This window comes from Amycolatopsis lexingtonensis (genome assembly GCF_014873755.1).
GTDB lineage: Bacteria > Actinomycetota > Actinomycetes > Mycobacteriales > Pseudonocardiaceae > Amycolatopsis > Amycolatopsis lexingtonensis.
Genome location: NZ_JADBEG010000001.1, coordinates 9,529,674 through 9,546,053, shown reverse-complemented (window position 1 = coordinate 9,546,053; position 16,380 = coordinate 9,529,674). Strand labels below are relative to the sequence as shown.

The 16,380-nt window shown below is 72.4% G+C and carries 13 protein-coding genes; 7 read left to right on the top strand and 6 right to left on the bottom strand.

Annotation, left to right across the window (positions count from 1 at the left end; genetic code table 11):
* Nucleotides 1–10 precede the first annotated feature (10 nt).
* The 5 genes from H4696_RS44225 to H4696_RS44205 form a co-directional block, all read right to left on the bottom strand.
* Nucleotides 11–3,328, bottom strand: coding sequence for an error-prone DNA polymerase (locus tag H4696_RS44225; RefSeq protein ID WP_086863585.1), 3,318 nt, complete (start codon nt 3,326–3,328; stop codon nt 11–13).
* A 134-nt stretch (nt 3,329–3,462) separates the two neighbouring features.
* Nucleotides 3,463–4,128 (bottom strand): HAD family hydrolase, encoded by a 666-nt coding sequence (locus H4696_RS44220; protein ID WP_086863584.1) that lies wholly within the window; start codon nt 4,126–4,128, stop codon nt 3,463–3,465.
* The gene (ribB, locus tag H4696_RS44215; protein WP_086863583.1) at nt 4,128–4,769 is read right to left on the bottom strand and encodes a 3,4-dihydroxy-2-butanone-4-phosphate synthase; all 642 of its coding nucleotides are present in this window, start codon (nt 4,767–4,769) and stop codon (nt 4,128–4,130) included. The genes H4696_RS44220 and ribB overlap by 1 nt, the downstream gene beginning before the upstream one ends.
* 268 nt (nt 4,770–5,037) lie before the next feature.
* A complete protein-coding gene (locus tag H4696_RS44210; protein WP_192782870.1) occupies nt 5,038–6,588 on the bottom strand; it encodes a DNA polymerase Y family protein in 1,551 nt (516 codons plus the stop codon).
* A 227-nt stretch (nt 6,589–6,815) separates the two neighbouring features.
* Nucleotides 6,816–7,499 (bottom strand): hypothetical protein, encoded by a 684-nt coding sequence (locus H4696_RS44205; RefSeq protein ID WP_086863220.1) that lies wholly within the window; start codon nt 7,497–7,499, stop codon nt 6,816–6,818.
* A 161-nt stretch (nt 7,500–7,660) separates the two neighbouring features.
* Here H4696_RS44205 and H4696_RS44200 point away from each other — a divergent pair, with 161 nt between their 5' ends.
* Nucleotides 7,661–7,834 (top strand): hypothetical protein, encoded by a 174-nt coding sequence (locus H4696_RS44200; protein ID WP_158104382.1) that lies wholly within the window; start codon nt 7,661–7,663, stop codon nt 7,832–7,834.
* 65 nt (nt 7,835–7,899) lie between these two features.
* Nucleotides 7,900–9,294: an NAD(P)/FAD-dependent oxidoreductase gene (locus H4696_RS44195; RefSeq protein WP_086863208.1), complete on the top strand. Its 1,395-nt coding sequence runs from the start codon at nt 7,900–7,902 to the stop codon at nt 9,292–9,294.
* Here H4696_RS44195 and H4696_RS44190 read toward each other — a convergent pair.
* Nucleotides 9,222–10,721, bottom strand: a complete 1,500-nt coding sequence (locus tag H4696_RS44190) for an alpha/beta hydrolase (RefSeq protein ID WP_086863209.1) — start codon at nt 10,719–10,721, stop codon at nt 9,222–9,224. The genes H4696_RS44195 and H4696_RS44190 overlap by 73 nt on opposite strands.
* A gap of 359 nt (nt 10,722–11,080) precedes the next feature.
* On the opposite strand from H4696_RS44190, the gene H4696_RS44185 reads away from it, so the two are divergent.
* From H4696_RS44185 to H4696_RS44165, 5 genes are read left to right on the top strand one after another with little or no spacing between them, the layout of a single operon-like run.
* Complete coding sequence (locus H4696_RS44185; protein WP_169735098.1) at nt 11,081–11,476, top strand: GntR family transcriptional regulator; 396 nt, start codon at nt 11,081–11,083, stop codon at nt 11,474–11,476.
* A complete protein-coding gene (locus H4696_RS44180; RefSeq protein WP_086863211.1) occupies nt 11,473–12,354 on the top strand; it encodes an ABC transporter ATP-binding protein in 882 nt (293 codons plus the stop codon). The genes H4696_RS44185 and H4696_RS44180 overlap by 4 nt, the downstream gene beginning before the upstream one ends.
* Nucleotides 12,351–13,334, top strand: coding sequence for an ABC transporter permease subunit (locus H4696_RS44175; protein WP_086863212.1), 984 nt, complete (start codon nt 12,351–12,353; stop codon nt 13,332–13,334). The genes H4696_RS44180 and H4696_RS44175 overlap by 4 nt, the downstream gene beginning before the upstream one ends.
* A 19-nt stretch (nt 13,335–13,353) precedes the next feature.
* On the top strand, nt 13,354–14,463 hold the full coding sequence (locus H4696_RS44170) for an alpha/beta hydrolase family protein (protein WP_086863213.1): 1,110 nt from the start codon (nt 13,354–13,356) through the stop codon (nt 14,461–14,463).
* On the top strand, nt 14,460–16,316 hold the full coding sequence (locus H4696_RS44165; protein ID WP_086863214.1) for an alpha/beta hydrolase: 1,857 nt from the start codon (nt 14,460–14,462) through the stop codon (nt 16,314–16,316). The genes H4696_RS44170 and H4696_RS44165 overlap by 4 nt, the downstream gene beginning before the upstream one ends.
* Nucleotides 16,317–16,380: the final 64 nt, after the last annotated feature.

Below are 16,380 nucleotides of genomic sequence, written 5' to 3'. Positions count from 1 at the left end.
GGCCCGCAAGTCAACGAAAGTCCCGTGACGGCCCCGCGCGCATCGAGAGATCGACGCTTTCGAGCCGGTCGGCGACGAGCGTGACGACCCCTTCGGCCGCTTGGGCGCGCCCGCGGACCAGCAGCGCGGCGCTGGTGCGGGCGACCAGCCGCTGCCGTCGCCACAGTCCCGGCGAAACGAGGACGTTCGCCATGCCCGTTTCGTCCTCGAGGTTGAGGAAGGTGATGCCGCCCGCGGTCGCGGGGCGCTGGCGGTGGGTGACCGCGCCGCCGACCCAGACCCGGGTGCCGTCCCGCACGCGCGCGAGCTCGGCGGTGGTGATCGCGCCACGCGCGTCGAGCAGCTCGCGCAGGTACTCCACCGGGTGGCTGTCCGGGGAAACCCCGGTGGCCCAGAGGTCCGCGGCGGTGATCTCCAGCCGCGTCAGGCCCGGCAGCGCGGGCGCGTCGAGCCCCGGCGCGAGACCGGGCAGGTGCCCGGGCCGGGTGGCCGCCGCCGCGCCGGCGGCCCACAGGTCCTGCCGCCGGTCGCCGCCGAACGCGCCCGCGGTGGCGAGGGCTTCGACGGCGTTCTTCTTCAGCCGGACGCGGCGGGTGAGCTCGCCGACGCCGTCGTACGGCCCGCCGGCCTCACGCTCGGCGACGATCGCCGCGGCCGGCTCGTCGCCGAGGTGGCGCACCCTGGCGAGGCCGAGGCGCAGCGCGACGCCGCCGGTGCTTTCCGGGTCGGGTTCGAGCGTGGCGTGGACGAGACTGGCGTTGATGTCCGGTTCGCGGACGTGGACGCCGTGCCGGCGGGCGTCGGCGACCAGCGATTGCGGGCTGTAGAAGCCCATCGGCTGCGCGCGCAGCAGCCCGGCGCAGAACGCGGCCGGGTAGTAGCGCTTGACCCACGCGCTCGCGTACACCAGCAGCGCGAACGACATCGAGTGCGCTTCGGGGAAGCCGTAGCCGGAAAAGGCGTGGATCTGCTCGAAGATCCGGGCGGCGAGCTCGCGGTCGATCCCGTTGGCTTCACACCCCGCGAAGAACCGCGCCATCAGTGCTTTCATCTTCGCGCTCGACCGCTTGGCGCCCATGGCCCGGCGCAGCTTGTCGGCTTCCGCCGGGGTGAACGAAGCGACGTCGACCGCCATCTGCATCACCTGTTCCTGGAACAGGGGAACGCCGAGCGTGCGGTCCAAACTGGACGCCAGCAGCGGGTGCGCGTGCTGCCACCGCTCCTCGCTGCGGCGGCGCCGGATGTAGGGGTGCACCGAGCCACCTTGGATCGGGCCGGGCCGGATCAGCGCGACTTCGACGACGAGGTCGTAGAACTCCCGCGGCCGCAGCCGCGGCAGGGTGGCCAGCTGGGCCCGGGATTCGACCTGGAAGACGCCGATCGCGTCGGCTTCGCAGAGCATGTCGTAGACGGCCGGATCGGCCAGGTCGAGTTTTCCGAGGTCCACTGTGGATCCGTGGTGCTCGGCGACGAGGTCGATCGTGTAGTGCAGCGCGGAAAGCATGCCGAGGCCGAGCAGGTCGAACTTGACCAGCCCGGCGGCGGCGCAGTCGTCCTTGTCCCACTGCAGCACGCTGCGATCGGCCATGGCCGCCCACTCGACCGGGACCACTTCGGACACCGGCTGCTTCGACAGCACCATGCCACCGGAGTGGATGCCGAGGTGGCGCGGGAAGTCCTCGATCCGCGCGGCCAGGTCGAGGACGTCGGCCGGGATCGTGCCGTCCGTCTGCTGCTTGGTGGCGGCGACCCCGCCCCAGCGATCGACCAGCTTGCTGAAGGCGTCCTGCTGCCCGGGGCTGTGCCCGAGCGCCTTGGCGGCGTCGCGGATAGCCGAGGGCGCCCGGTAGGTGATGACGTTGGCGACCTGCGCGGCGTGGAAGCGGCCGTGCTTGGCGTAGACGTACTGGATGGCTTCCTCGCGCCGGTCGGACTCGATGTCGATGTCGATGTCCGGCGGCCCGTCGCGTTCCGGGGCGAGGAAGCGCTCGAACAGCAGGTTCCACTTGACCGGGTCGGCGTGGCAGATCCCGAGCGCGTAGCAGACCGCGGAGTTCGCGGCCGAACCCCGGCCCTGGCAAAGGATGTTCGCCTCCTTGCAGAACCGGACGATGTCCCAGACGACGAGGAAGTAGCCGGGGAAGCCGAGGTCCTCGATGACGGCGAGCTCGTGGTCGAGCTGGGCGTAGGCCTTGGGGTTCGCCTCGCGCGGGCCGTAGCGCTCCGCCGCGCCCGCGCGCGTCAGCTCACGCAGGTAGGACATCTCGTCGTGCCCGGGCGGCACCGGGAACGGCGGCAGGTCGGGGGCGACCAGCCGCAGGTCGAACGCCACTTCGACGCCGAGCACGGCGGCCCGCCCGACGGCGCCGGGGTAGCGCCGCTCGAACCGGCGCCGCTGCTCCATCCCCGACCGCAGGAACGCCTGCCCCGACGGCGGCCGCCACCCCTCGAGGTCCTCGGCCGACCGGCGCGCCCGCACCGCGGCGACCATGTCCGCCACGACGGCGTCTTCGGGCCGGGCGTAGTGCACGTTGTTGGACACGACGGTCGGCAGCCGCAGCTCCCGCGCCATCCCGTCGAGCAGGTCGTTGGCCGCGTCGTCGAGCGGCAGCCGGTGGTCGATCAGCTCGACGGCGACGTGCTGCCGCCCGAACCGGTCGACGAGCCGCGCGAGCTCGGCGTACGCGGCGGCGGCCCCGTTGCGGGCGAGCGCCTGCCGGACCGCGCCCTTCCGGCAGCCGGTGAGCACGACGACGTGCCCGGCCAGCTCGTCGGCCAGCTCGTCGAAGTCGTAAACGGGCCGCCCCTTCGCCCCACCGGCGAGCTGGGCGCGCGAGATGACGCGGCACAGCCGGTGGTACCCGTCCTGCTGCCGGGCGATCACCAGCAGGTGCGTCCCCTTCGGGTCCGGTTCACCGGCTTGCGGCGCGGGCAGATCGAGCGAAAGCTCGGCCCCGAACCCGACGCGCACCCCGAGCTCCCGGGCGGCGTCGTTGAAGCGGACGGCACCGTAGACGCCGTCGTGATCGGTGAGCACGAGCGCGTCCAGCTCCAGCCGCGCGGCCTCCTCGACGAGGGTCTCGGGGTGGCTCGCGCCGTCGAGGAAGCTGAAGTTGGAGTGCACGTGCAGCTCGGCGTAGGGCGCGCGGATCCGGTCCCCGGCGTCGTCACGCCGCCGCCGCGCCCGCAGATCGGCCGGCGCCCCGCCGTACCCTTCGCGCTTGCGCGACCACGCCGGGGCATCATTGCCGTCCCCGGGCACGGGCGGCCGCCCGGAAGCGATCCGTTCCACTTCGGACCACGGCACGCCGGGGTTGTTGAACGCCAAAGCCAGCTCCCACAAGGAAAGTTCACTGAGGGGAAGCCAGCGAATACCGTTCGAACACGAGTTCGACTACCGGGGTCGATCCTGAGCCGGTGGGGGCGAGGTGTCAACTGTGGACCGTGGCGGAGTCGCCGTCGTCACACGACGGCGCGCCAGGCAAGGGAAGACAGGGTTTTCGCGGCGATGTGCGTGTCGGCCGCCTGGTGGTCGGCGAGGCGCAGCACGTCGAGGTCGAGCGCGGTCGCGGCGTTGGGAACGGCGAGCACGACCATCCCGGCGGCGTGGGCCGAGCGGATGCCGGACCCGGAGTCCTCGACCGCGACGCAGCGCGCCGGGGCCACGCCGAGGCGCCGCGCGGCGAGCAGGTACGGGTCCGGCGCGGGCTTGCCGCGCGAGACGTCCTCGCCCGTCACCAGCGCGTCGAGCCAGGGGGTGAACCCGAACGCCGTGGCCGCCGCTTCGACGTAGCGCCGCGGCGACGCCGACGCCAGGCCGACCCGGCCGAGCCCGGCGGCCGTGGCGACGAGGCGGGCCGCCCCCGGCAGCGGCCCGCACCCGCCGCGGCCGATCTCGGCGACCATGCCGTCGACGCACCCGGCCACGGCGTCCTCCGGCGTGAGATCCGGGCAGCGGCCGGCGAGGTAGGCGCCCCAGTAGCCGGTGCTGGTGCCCTGGATCGCTGCCCAGTCCCGGTTCGTCCACGCGTGGCCGTGGCGGGCCGCGACGGCGCCGAGGACGCGGTTCCAGGCCCCGGCACTGTCGGCCAGGGTTTCGTCGAGGTCGAAGACGGTCGCGGCGAGCATCAGCCGAACGCGGAGATCTGCTCGATGGAGACGACCTTCAGCCAGTGCCGGTCGGCGAACGCCCGCAGCTCGGGCAGCCGGGCGACGCTCCCGTCTTCGTTGCACACCTCGCTGATCACCGCGACGGGCGCGAGGCCGCACAGGCGCATGAGCTCCACCGCGGCCTCGGTGTGGCCGCGCCGCTCGGCGAGGCCACCCGCTCTCGCGCGCAGCGGGAAGACGTGCCCGGGCCGGCGCACCAGGCCGGCCGTCGTCGCGGGATCCGCGAGCACCCGCAGCGTGCGGGCGCGGTCGGCCGCCGAAATCCCGGACTCGATGCCGTCGGCCGCGTCCACGGACACCGTGTACGCCGTGCCGGCGGGGTCTTCGTTGTCCGCCACCATCGGCCCCAGGCGCAACCGGTCGGCGATCTCCGGCGGCATCGGCGCGCAGATCAGGCCGCTGGTGTGCCGCATGTAGAAGGCGAGCGCGTGCGGCGTCGCGTGCTCGGCCGCCATGACCAGGTCACCCTCGTTCTCCCGGTCCTCGTCGTCGACCACGACCACCGGCCGGCCGGAGGTGAGGTCCGCGATCGCGGCCCGCACAGTGTCCAGCCCTGCCGGCCGGTCGCGGCGGAGCTGTTCGGGAAGGGCGAATGTCATCGGACGTCCTCCGTGGACGGGTGGCAGGGCACCGGAGCATGATCACCAAGCGACGGGTTCTCCGCTCGCCGAGCGGCCACTTGTGACCCGAACCGGCGAACGGAACTGGTGTCACGCGTCGAAAGTTGGTTGACGCTCGGGACGAGCACCCCAATGTGGCGTTCGGTGCGTCCAGCGCACCCAATGTGGCGTTCGGTGCGTCAGACGCAACCAACGCCACATTGGGGCGCACGCCGGGCCGCTGTCGACGAACATCGGACGCGCGACACTAGTCGTAACAGCCCTCGATTGTCCATTGTGGATCATCGCCGATCGTGACCTTGAGCAGCAGGGCGACGTCGCCGTCGTCGGTTTCCAGGATCACCTGGACGCGGGCGAGGCGGGCGCCGCGGTGGTGGACGATCCAGGGGCCCGCCGAGCCGAGGACGGGGTGGGGGCCGTCGGTGACGGTGACCGTTGCCAGGGGCCGGCTCAGTTCGCCGCGCTCGGTGCAGCGGACCGGGGTACCTGTCGCGTCCAGGACCGTTGCCGGGGGTGGGTGGGGTGGCACGTGCGTGGGTGAGGGGGCGGGGAGGCGGCCCGGCCAAGGCTGGTCGGCCGTGGCCGGGGTGCGGGGTTCGCCCCACGGGACGAGGCGGACGCGCTCGGCCGGGCCGCGGCCGCCGTCGAGGAGGGGGGTGACGACCGCGTCCGGGCCCAGCAGGCCCTGGATGCGGACCAGGGCGCGGCCGGCGCGCTCGGCGGCGTCGGCGGCGCGGCCCAGCGAACCGAACTGCAGCTGCAGTGCCTGCCCGCCGACGACTTCTTCGGGGTCGAGGCGCAGCCGGACGATGCCGGCGGTGGGCCGGTCGCGGGCGTTGAGCCAGCCTTCGCACTGCCAGCGCACACGGTCGGCCGTCGCGCGGGCGGTCAGCGGTTCGGCGCAGCGCCAGACGCGGACGCGTTCCTCCCCGGCTTCGGTGATCGCGACGACGGCCAGCCGGGTGCAGGCGAGGCCGTGGCGGGCGAGCCCGGCGAAGAAGCGTTCGCCGAGCGTCTTCGCGACGAACGCGGCTTCGTCGATCCGGGCGAGCGGGTGCTCGAAGGTCTCGGTGACCGACAGGTCCGGCGGCAGCGCGCGGCGCAGGGGCGGGCGCTCGGACAGACCGCGCGCGAGCCGGTGGGCGGTGATGGCGTCCTTCGGAAACCGGCCCGCGACGTCCCGTTCGGCGAGCGCGGCGAACGCGCCGAGGGTGCGCAGCCCGAGCCGTCGCAGCACCGCGACCAGCTCGCCGCGATCGTCGCCCGGCTGGTCCAGCTCGGTGATCGCGAGCGGCGCGAGGAACTTTTCGGCCTCCCCGCGCGGCACGAGCGCCGACCGGCGGGCGGCGAGGGTCGCGGCGAAGAGCCCGTCGGCGATCCCGACCTGGCACTCGACCCCGGCCCGCGCGGCGACTTCGTCGATGAGCAGCTCGGCGAGCGCGGCTTCCCCACCGAAGTACCCGGCGGCGCCGTTGACGGGCACGGCCACGAGCCCGGGCCGGACGACCTCGACCCCGACGGCCTGGCTCTCGACGGCGGCGGCGACGGGTTCGAAGAGCCGCGCGTCACGGTCCGGGTCGTGCTGGTGCACGACGAGCCCGGGACAGCGGGACTGCGCATCCCGCCGGCGCATCCCCCGCCCGACCCCGCTGCCGCGCGCGGCCGCGGAGCAGGCGACGACCCGGTTGGCGGAGAAGACGGCAGCGGGAGAGGTGGGCGGAGTACCGGCGGCTGCTCCGGCGGCGACGACCGGCCAGTCCGGGCACCAGAGGACCAGGAGCCGGGGCGCGTCGGTCATCGGAGGCCTTCAGTGGCCGGTGTCGCGCGTCCGAGGTTCGTTGACAGCATGGCGGCGAGGACGAGCGTCTTGAATGAGTCATTCAGGTCCTCGGAGGTCCTGAATGACTCATTCAAGACCTTTGGACCGGACTGCCGAGCGCTGGGCGGGGGCTCGCCCAGCCGCCCTGCCGAACACCGAGCCGGCAACTCACCAGGGCATGACAACGCCCGCCACCACACGGACACTCACCCCACGCGCGCGGGGAAAACCGGGGCGTCGGGTCTCGCCGCCGTCTCCAGCTCGCCGCCCGGGCCGGGCAGGTGCATCGGTACCGAACGGGGGCGGGCCGCCGCGCCGCGGCCTCGGCTTGTCGCCAGGACTTCGCGGTACCTCAGGTGGCCGTGGCCGTCCGCGCTCAAGCCGTGCCAGCGGCGGTCCGACACGGTCAGCTCCAGGTCCGCGTCCGGCCACGAGCCGGCCGTCAGCAGGACCGAGCCGCGGTTGCGGACTCGGCCGGCCAGGCGCCGGGCCAGCTGCGGGCGCACGCTGCCCGTCAGCGAGCGGCCGAGGACCACCAGGTCGAAGCCGTCCACCAGCGCCGACACGACGGCCACCGACTCCGCGCCGGGGTGCGGCACCAGTGCGACGCGCTCCAGGTCGACGCCGAGTTCCGCGGCCGCGGCCAGGCCCAGCTCCGGCAGGCCGGTGACCGCCGCCCAGGAGCCGTCGCGGGTCGCCGCCGCGAGCAGGGCCAGTACCAGTGACGTCGCGCCGCGCACCGACACCGTGGTGCCGCGGCGCAGGACGCCGCCGGGCAGGAGGTGGGCCAGCGCGGGCAGCACCGGCAGCTGCCCGGCCGGGTCCGGCTCGCCCAGCTGCGCCGCCGTGCGGACCCCCGGGATCCCCGCCAGCGCCTCCGGCACCGCCACGCCACCCACCTCCAGCACCACGTACTCGCACCGGAGACACCCGCGTGAGGAAGCCACAGGCGAACCCAGAATCATCGAACACTTGTTCGCATAGTGCGAGACGGCAGGGCCCCGTGTCAAGCCGGGCTCAACCGATCGGGGTCGCCAGGCGTGTACCCGCCATGGACGAAAACACCCCGCCGGAGGACCCCATCGGCCCGCTGGTTCTCCCCCGAGCCTCGAACGTCGCCGAGCGCGGCCAGGCACTGACCGGCCGTCGTGGACGGCGGGACGTGCTCGGCACGACCACGCCGACCACCTGGCCCACGATCGGCCTGCCCTCGCATCCGTTGTGACGCGGATCGCGGTCACGTCCGCCGCCACCACCTCGTCCTTGGGGTGAGCGAGAAAAGAGGACGAGATGCGCCGGATCCTGATCGTCGGCGGCGGGTACGCGGGCTTCTACACCGCGTGGAAGCTGGAAAAGAAGCTGCGGCGCGGCGAGGCCGAAGTCACCCTCGTCGACCCCCGGCCCTACCTGACCTACCAGCCGTTCCTGCCCGAGGTCGTCGCCGGGTCGGTCGAGGCGCGGCACGCCGCCGTGGCGCTGCGGCGGCACCTGCGGCGGACCCGGGTCATCGCCGGGAAGGTCACCGCCATCGACCACGCGCACCACGCGGTCAGGGTGCGGCCCGCCGACGGCGAGCCCTTCGAACTCGGCTACGACACCATCGTCGTCACCGCCGGGGCCGTCACCCGGACCCTGCCCGTGCCGGGCATCGCCGAGCAGGCGATCGGGCTCAAGCACGTCGAAGAGGCCGTCGCGATCCGGGACCGGCTGCTGACCTCGTTCGACCGGGCCGCCGCGCTGCCGGCCGGGCCGGAACGGCGGAAGCTGCTCACCGTCGCCTTCGTCGGCGGTGGCTTCTCGGGCGTCGAGGGCTTCGGCGAACTGCTGTCGCTCGCGACGGCGCTGCTGAAGCGCTACCCGGAACTGCACCGCGACGAACTGCGCTTCCACCTGGTCGAGGCGTCGGGCCGCATCCTGCCCGAGGTCACCGACCGGCCGGGACGCTGGGTCGTGCGGGAGCTGACGCGGCGGGGCGCGCACGTCCACCTGGACACGCTGGTGACGTCGGCGCAGGACGGCCACGTAGTGCTTTCGACCGGCGAAGAGTTCGACGCCGGGCTGATCGTCTGGACCGCGGGCAACGGCGCCAACCCCGTCATCGGCCGGCACACCGACCTCCCCGTCGACGAGCGTGGTTACGTCGTCGTCCGGCCGGATCTGCGGGTCGAGGGCGTCGCGGACGCCTGGGCCGCCGGGGACGACGCCGCCGTGCCCGACCTCGCCTCGCCCGTGCCGGGCGCGCGGACCGTGCCCAACGCCCAGCACGCCTACCGGCAGGGAAAGCTGCTGGCGCGCAACATCATCGCGGTGCTGCGTGGCCGGGAACCCCGCGACTACGTCCACCACAGCCTCGGCGCGATCGCGACGCTCGGGCTGGGCCGCGGGATCTTCCAGTACCGGCGGCTGGTGATCACCGGACTGGCGGCGTGGCTGATGCACCGCGGCTACCACGTGCTCGCCGTGCCGACCTGGGAACGCAAGGTCCGCGTGCTCGCGGTGTGGCTGACGCAGGCGCTGTTCGGCCGCGACATCCTGTCGCTGGCCTCGGTGCAGCACCCGCGCGACGCGTTCGTGGCAGCGGGCCTCACCGTCGCCGGCGAGGCCCGCCCGCCTCAGCCCGCGAACGGGCTCGCGTCGACCGCGCAGGTCTTGCCAGCGGCCGGGAACGTCCCCGAAATCAGGTAGTCCCGCTTGACCTGCTCGGTGCACGTGCTCGGCACGTACATCGACGAGTGCCCGTACCCCTCGGTCACGAACACCCGGGCGCGCGCCAGTTCCGCGGCGCCGTCCCGGGCCCCGGCCAGCGGCGTCGACGGGTCGTACCGGTTGTTGAGCACCAGGATCTCCGCCGACGTCGGGCGGTTCCACGGGCCGGTGAACCGGTCGGTGTCCTTCGCCTGCCAGAACGCGCAGCTCATCATGTCCAGCACACCGATCCGGCCGAAGTACGGGACGCGCTGGTCCTCGGATTCGGCGTACCGGCTGTAGATCGCCGGGTCGGTCGGGACGTCGCTGTCGGAGCACTGGATGGCGTTGAACGCCTCGGTCCGGTTCGAGGTGTACGGCTCGCCCGCCTTGAACGCGGCCGCCGCCGTGCTCGGCGCGTCATAAAGGCGCTGCAGCAGCGAAGCGATGTCCGGCCAGCCCCGCGAGTCCGACAGGTCGGCGGCCGCGTTGATGATGCCCGAGTACGTCCACGTCGCACCGTCCACAGTGATCGGTGCCTGCTTCGCGCGTGCGGTCAGCGCCGCCCACTTCGCCTTCGAGTCGCCGGAAGAGAACGCGCAGTTCGGGCCCGCTTCGGTGCACAGGCGCAGGAACTGGTCGAACGTCTGCGAAATCCCGGTGGCGACGTCCTGGCGGGTGTCCAGCGGGACGGTCTTGCCCGCACCGTCGTGGCCGGTCGCGTTGCCCGCGAAGTCCATGGTGCCGTCGAAGACCATCGCGCGGATCCGGTCCGGGAACAGGTTCGCGTACGTGGCACCGAGCTGGGTGCCGTAGGAAATCCCGTGGTAGGTCAGCTTCGGGTCGCCGACGGCGCGGCGCAGCATCTCCAGGTCCCGCGCGGTGTTGGCCGTCGAGACGTGCTCGAGGATCGGGCCCGCCTTGGCCGAACAGCGGTCGGCCAGCTCCTTGGACTTGGCGTAGAAGGCCGCGTTGCCGCTCGGGTCGCCGGGCATTTCCGGGAAAGACCCGAAGAACGACTCCTGCTCGGCGAGGGTGTCGAAGCAGCGCACGGCGGTGCTGGCGCCGATGCCGCGCGGGTCCCACGACACGACGTCGAATCGGGCGCGCAGCTGGTCGGAGAACAGCCACGGCCACTTGCCGCGCTCGCGCAGCCGCTGCAGGCCGGACGCGCCCGGGCCGCCGAAGTTGACGAACAGCGTGCCGATCTTGTGCGCGGGATCGGTGGCGGGTTCCTTGATGAGCGCGAGGTCGATCTTCGCGCCGGCCGGACGGTCGTAGTCGAGCGGCACCGAAGCGGTGGCGCACTGGAACCCGTCCTGGCAGTCGGTCCAGCTCAGCCGCGGTGTGGGAACGCTGTCGGCCGAGGCCGAAGCCACCGCGGGTACGGCCAGCGAGACCCCGAGCGCGACCACCAAGCCGCGCACGAAGCCTCCCCCAGTGAGACGACGCACAGAAAGTCCTTTCGAAGAACGGAAACGATCACCTCCCCAGACGGCTGAGGGGGTGGGGAGGTTGGCCGGGCGGCCGAAAAAGATCAGCTCGCCCGTGAGTTGTTCGCAGAACCGCCGGGGAGGGTTCCCGCTCGGCGCAGGCCGGTGCCCCGCTCGCCCGACGTCTTGAATGACTCATTCAGGTCTTCGGAGGTCCTGAATGAGTCATTCAAGACGCTGGCGCAACCCTGCGGACTGCCGCGGCGCCCGCCCACCCCCGGCGGAAAAGATCTGTGGCGCGGACTTGTGCTCCATGTCTATAGTACTAGGCAACTAGATAAATGGAGTTGCCGATGATCGAGTTCCACCTGGACGCGAGGTCCGGCTTGTCGCCGTACCAGCAGCTGGTCCAGCAGGTGCGGCACGCGCTGCGCCTCGGCCTGCTCAACGAAGGGGACCAGCTCCCGAAGGTCAAAGACGTGGTCGCTTCCCTCGCGATCAACCCCAACACCGTGCTGAAGGCCTACCGCGAACTGGAGCACGACGGGCTCGTCTCGGCCCGGCCCGGCGTCGGCACGTTCGTCACCGCGACGCTGAACGGCGGTGCGTCGTTCGCCGTGCTCGGGCCGCTGCGGCAGGACCTGCGCCGCTGGCTGGGCAAGGCGCGCAAGGCCGGTCTCGACGAAGAGAGCATCGAGGCCCTGTTGATGTCCACGTTTCGCGACTCCGCCAGAGAGGAAATAGCGTGAGCGTCCTGCGTGCCCAGGGTCTGGGCAAGAAGTACAAGCGCACCTGGGCGTTGTCCGGCTGCACCCTGGAAATCGAGCCCGGCCACGTGACCGGGCTGGTCGGGCCGAACGGGGCGGGCAAGTCGACGCTGCTCAACATCGCGTCCGGCATGCTCGAACCCACGACCGGCACGATCGAGGTGTGCGGCGGGGTGCCCGGCAGCGGGCCCGACCAGCTGGCGAAAGTCGGTTACGTCGCCCAGAACACGCCGGTCTACAGCGGGCTGAGCATCGAAGAGCACCTGCGGCTCGGTGCGCACCTCAACCCGCGGTGGGACACCGCGCTCGCCGAGAAGCGGATCGAACGGCTGGGGCTCGACCCGAAGCAGCACGCCGGGAAGCTGTCCGGTGGCCAGCGCGCACAGCTGGCGCTGACGATCGGCATCGCCAAGCGGCCCGAGCTGCTGCTGCTCGACGAACCGGTCGCCGCGCTGGATCCCTTGGCGCGGCGGGAGTTCCTGCAGGACCTCATGGAGGCGGTGGCCGAGCACGAGCTGTCCGTCGTGATGTCCTCGCACCTGGTCAACGACCTCGAACGGGTCTGCGACCACCTCATCGTGCTCGTCGATTCGCAGGTCCGGGTGATCGGCGAGGTCGAGGAACTGCTGGCCACGCACCACCGGCTCTCCGGGCCGCGGCGGGACGTCGAAACGCTGCCCGCGGACCAGCACGTCGTCTCCGCGAAGCACACCGACCGGCAGACCACCGTGCTCATCCGCACCGAGGCGCCGATCCTCGATCCCGTGTGGACGGTCGCGCAGATCGGCCTCGAAGACCTCGTCCTCGAGTACATGAGCAACCCCGCCGCCGCCCGTCCCGCACTGGAGGTCCTGCGATGACCTGGCTGACCTGGCGCCAGTTCCGCGTCCCCGCGCTGTCCGTGTTCGCCGTGCTGCTCGTGATCGGCGTGGTGCTCGCGATCACCGGCCCGGACCTGGTCGGGCGCACGAACTTCTCCGACCAGGACACCCTCTTCGCCGGGACGATCCTGGTGCTCTACCTGCTGCCCGCGGCGATCGGCGTGTTCTGGGGCGTCCCGATGATCACGCGCGAACTGGAAAGCGGCACGCACAGCCTGGTGTGGAACCAGACCGTCACGCGCAAGCGCTGGCTCACCACCAAGCTCGGCTTCGGCCTGCTCGTCGCGATGGTCGCGGCCGGCCTGCTCGGCTGGGCGGTGTCGTGGTGGGCGAGCCCGATCGACGCGCTCGCGGCCACGCAGACCGATCGCGGGATGCTCTCGCGCATCGCGCCGGTGGTGTTCGGCGCGCGCGGCATCGTCCCGATCGGGTACGCGGCGTTCGCCCTCGCGCTCGGCGTCGCGGTCGGGATGCTGCTGAAGCGGACGGTGGCCGCGATGGCCGTCACGCTCGTCGTGCTCGCCGGCGTGCTGCTCCTGGTGCCGAGCTTCGTGCGGCCGTACCTGCTGCCGCCGCAGACGATGACGGTCGCGATCGTCGGCGAGGACATCACGAACATCACCGGCGACGACACCCACGGGATCCTGGAGATCGGCACCCGGAACCCGGCCGGCGCGTGGGTGCTGGCGAACGAAACCGTGGACGCGAACGGCAACGTGGCCAGCCCGCTACCGGACTTCGTGCAGAGCTGCGCCCCGCGGCCGGGCCAGGGCCCGCCGGAACGCGGCTCCATGGAAGCGTGCATGTCCCAGCTCGGCCAGCACGGCTACCAGCAGCGCCTGACCTACCAGCCCGGTTCCCGGTTCTGGCCGTTGCAGTGGCTCGAACTCGCGCTCTACCTCGCCATGACGGCCCTGCTCACCTGGTTCTGCTTCCGTCGCGTCCGCCACCTTTCCTGAGCCGGTTCCTGGGGGAATCATGCGCACTCTCGCGGTAGCCACCGCCTTGACCCTGACGCTGTCCGCGGCGCCCGCCTCGGCGAGCACCACGCCGTACCTGCCCCGCCCGACCGGCCACGAGCCCGTCGGCGTGACCACACTGTCCGTTGTGGACCACTCGCGGCCCGATCCGTGGGTGCCGTCGGTGCCCTACCGGGAACTGATGGTCTCCCTCTTCTACCCCGCGGCTTCGGCGAACGGGCCGGCGAAGCAGTACATGACGCCGCTGGAGTCCGAGCGCAACCTCGAACGGGAGAACATCCCGGGGCTGCCGCTGGACATCCTGAGTACCGTCCGGACGAACGCCGTCGTCGACGCGAAACCGGCCGGGAGGTGGCACGGCCTGCCGCTCGTCGTGCTGTCCCCGGGCTGGACCCAGCCCCGCGCGACGCTCACCGCGCTGGCCGAAGACCTCGCCAGCCGCGGGTACGCCGTCGCGGCGATCGACCACACCTACGAAAACCGCGCGACCACCTTCCCCGACGGTCACGTCACCGGCTGCGCCGCCTGCGAAGTCGACGACCAGCCGGGGTTCTGGGAGAAGTTCACGCAGGTGCGGTCGAAGGACGTGTCGTTCGTGCTCGACGAGCTGCTGCGCTCGAAGAAGTGGGGCGCGCTCATCGATCCCGCGCGGATCGGCATGACCGGCCACTCCGCCGGCGGCGCGGCCACGACGCAGGCGATGCTGGCCGACGCGCGGATCCGCGCCGGGGCCGACATCGACGGCAGCATCCACGTGCCGCTGCCGTCGTCCGGGCTGTCCCGGCCGTTCCTGTTCCTGGGCAGCATGGACGACTACACGCCGGGGCAGCCGGGTCCGTACGACGACTGGGAAACCGACTGGACGCACCTCACCGGGTGGAAGCGCTGGCTCATGGTGTCCGGCACGGTGCACCAGTCGTTCACCGACCTCGGGGTGCTCGCCGCGCAGCTGGGCGTCGACCTCGGCGCGTCGATCGACGCGAACCGCGCCTTGGCCGTCACCCGGACCTACGTAAGCGCTTTCTTCGACCGGAACCTGCGCTGTCGTCCGCAGCCGCTGCTGGCCGCGCCGTCGCCCGCCTACCCGGAAGTGACCTTCATCGGATGAAGAACCTCATGGTGATCACCACGCTCGCGTTCACCTTGGCCGCGCCCGCCGCTTCGGCCGAACCGGCGCTCGCGCTGGCGAGGCCGACCGGCGACCGGCCGGTGGGCACGACTTCCCTGCCACTGGCCGACCTCTACTACCCGGCGGCTTCGGCGCGCGGCGCGCGGAAGCAGTTCATGACCGAAGCGGAGGCGAAAGCCGCCCTCGACGAAGCCGGGATCACCGCGATCCGGCCGTCGGTGCTCACCACGGTCCGCACCGACGCCTTCGTCGGCGCGCCCCCGGCCGGGCGGCACCTGCCCCTGGTCGTCCTGTCCTCCGGTGCGGAACTGACGTCACTCGCCGAAGACCTGGCCAGCCACGGCACCGTGGTCGTCGTGGCCGACCGCGGCGCGGACGTTCCGTCGGTGCTGGATTCGCTGCTCCGCTCGAAGTGGGCGGCGCTGATCGACCCGGCCCGGATCGGCGGGGACGCGAACACGATCGACGCGCGGGTCAAGGCCGGCTTCGACCTCGACGGCACCGCGCCCGCGCTCGACCGGCCGTTCCTGCACCTGGGCACCGGATCGGGTACCCGGCAACCGGACCGGCCGGCGGGCTGGAAGCGCCGGCTCACCGTCGCCGGGACGGCGCACCCGTCGTTCACCGACCTCGGCCTCGTCGGCGAACAGCTCGGTCTCGACTTCGGCGCGACGACACCGGCCGCGCGCACCCAGGCCGTCACGGCGGCGTACGTCCGGGCGTTCTTCGACGAGCACCTGCGCGGCGAACCCCAGCCGTTGCTGGCACAGCCGTCCGCGCAATATCCGGAGGTGAGCTTCGCCCGGACGTCGACGCCGTACCTGCCCGCGCCGACCGGAGACCGGCCGGTGGGCAGCACTTCGGTGTACCTCAAGGACACTTCGCGGCCCGACCCGTGGGTGCCGTCGGTGCCCTACCGCGAGCTGATGGTCTCGCTGTTCTACCCGGCGGCGTCGCCGGACGGCCCGAAGACGCGGTACCTGACCGCGGAAGAATCCGCGGCGCTGCTGACGGGCAGCGGCCTGGACGTGCCGCCGGACCTGCTCACGACGATGGTGACGAACTCGGTGGCCGACGCCCGGCCGGGTGGCAGGCACCTGCCGCTGGTCGTCCTGTCGCCCGGCTACACCAAGCCGCGCGCCACGCTCTCCGCGCTCGCCGAGGACCTGGCGAGCCACGGGTACGCGGTCGCGGTGATCGGCCACACCTACGAAAACAGCGGGCAGAGCATGCCCGGCGGGCGGTTCGCCGGGTGCGCGTCGTGCGAAGTCCCGCACGACAGCGATTTCTGGCGGAAGCTGGTGCTCGGCCGGGCCGCCGACGTGTCGTTCGTGCTGGATTCGCTGGCGCGCTCGAAGTGGGCGTCGCTGATCGACGCGTCGAGGATCGGCATGGCCGGGCACTCCATCGGCGGCGCGAGTGCCCTGCCCACGATGGTCGCCGACGCGCGGGTCAAGGCCGGGATGGACATCGACGGCACCACCGAGGTCCCGCTCACCGCGCCCGGCCTGGACCGGCCGTTCATGTTCGTGAGCCACCAGCTGGCGGCCACCGCGTGCGCGCCGGGCAACGAGCCGTGGGAGCGGGACTGGGCGCAGCTGACCGGCTGGAAGCGCTGGGCGGAGGTGGCGGGCACGCAGCACGCGTCCTTCACCGACGTCGGCCTGGTGGCGGACGAGCTGGGGGTCGACATCGGCGCCACGACGGGCGGCTTGCGTGCGCAGGCCATCACCCGGGCGTACGTCGCCGCGTTCTTCGACCAGCACCTGCGGGGCGTGCCGCGGCCGCTGCTCGACCGGCCCGGGTTCCCGGAAGTTTCCTTCTGCCGGTGAGGGGACGGCGGGAGCGGCATCGCCCGGGGGGATGCCGCTCCCGCCGCCGCCTCGGGATCGGCCG

Bases quoted from the DNA above. Each gene is read 5' to 3' on its own strand.
- H4696_RS44220 (WP_086863584.1), bottom strand. From the start codon at position 4,128: ATGCTCGCCGCGACCGTCTTCGACCTCGACGAAACCCTGGCCGACAGT.
- ribB (WP_086863583.1), bottom strand. From the start codon at position 4,769: ATGACATTCGCCCTTCCCGAACAGCTCCGCCGCGACCGGCCGGCAGGG.
- H4696_RS44210 (WP_192782870.1), bottom strand. From the start codon at position 6,588: ATGACCGACGCGCCCCGGCTCCTGGTCCTCTGGTGCCCGGACTGGCCG.
- H4696_RS44200 (WP_158104382.1), top strand. From the start codon at position 7,661: ATGGACGAAAACACCCCGCCGGAGGACCCCATCGGCCCGCTGGTTCTC.
- H4696_RS44195 (WP_086863208.1), top strand. From the start codon at position 7,900: ATGCGCCGGATCCTGATCGTCGGCGGCGGGTACGCGGGCTTCTACACC.
- H4696_RS44185 (WP_169735098.1), top strand. From the start codon at position 11,081: ATGATCGAGTTCCACCTGGACGCGAGGTCCGGCTTGTCGCCGTACCAG.
- H4696_RS44175 (WP_086863212.1), top strand. From the start codon at position 12,351: ATGACCTGGCTGACCTGGCGCCAGTTCCGCGTCCCCGCGCTGTCCGTG.
- H4696_RS44170 (WP_086863213.1), top strand. From the start codon at position 13,354: ATGCGCACTCTCGCGGTAGCCACCGCCTTGACCCTGACGCTGTCCGCG.
- H4696_RS44165 (WP_086863214.1), top strand. From the start codon at position 14,460: ATGAAGAACCTCATGGTGATCACCACGCTCGCGTTCACCTTGGCCGCG.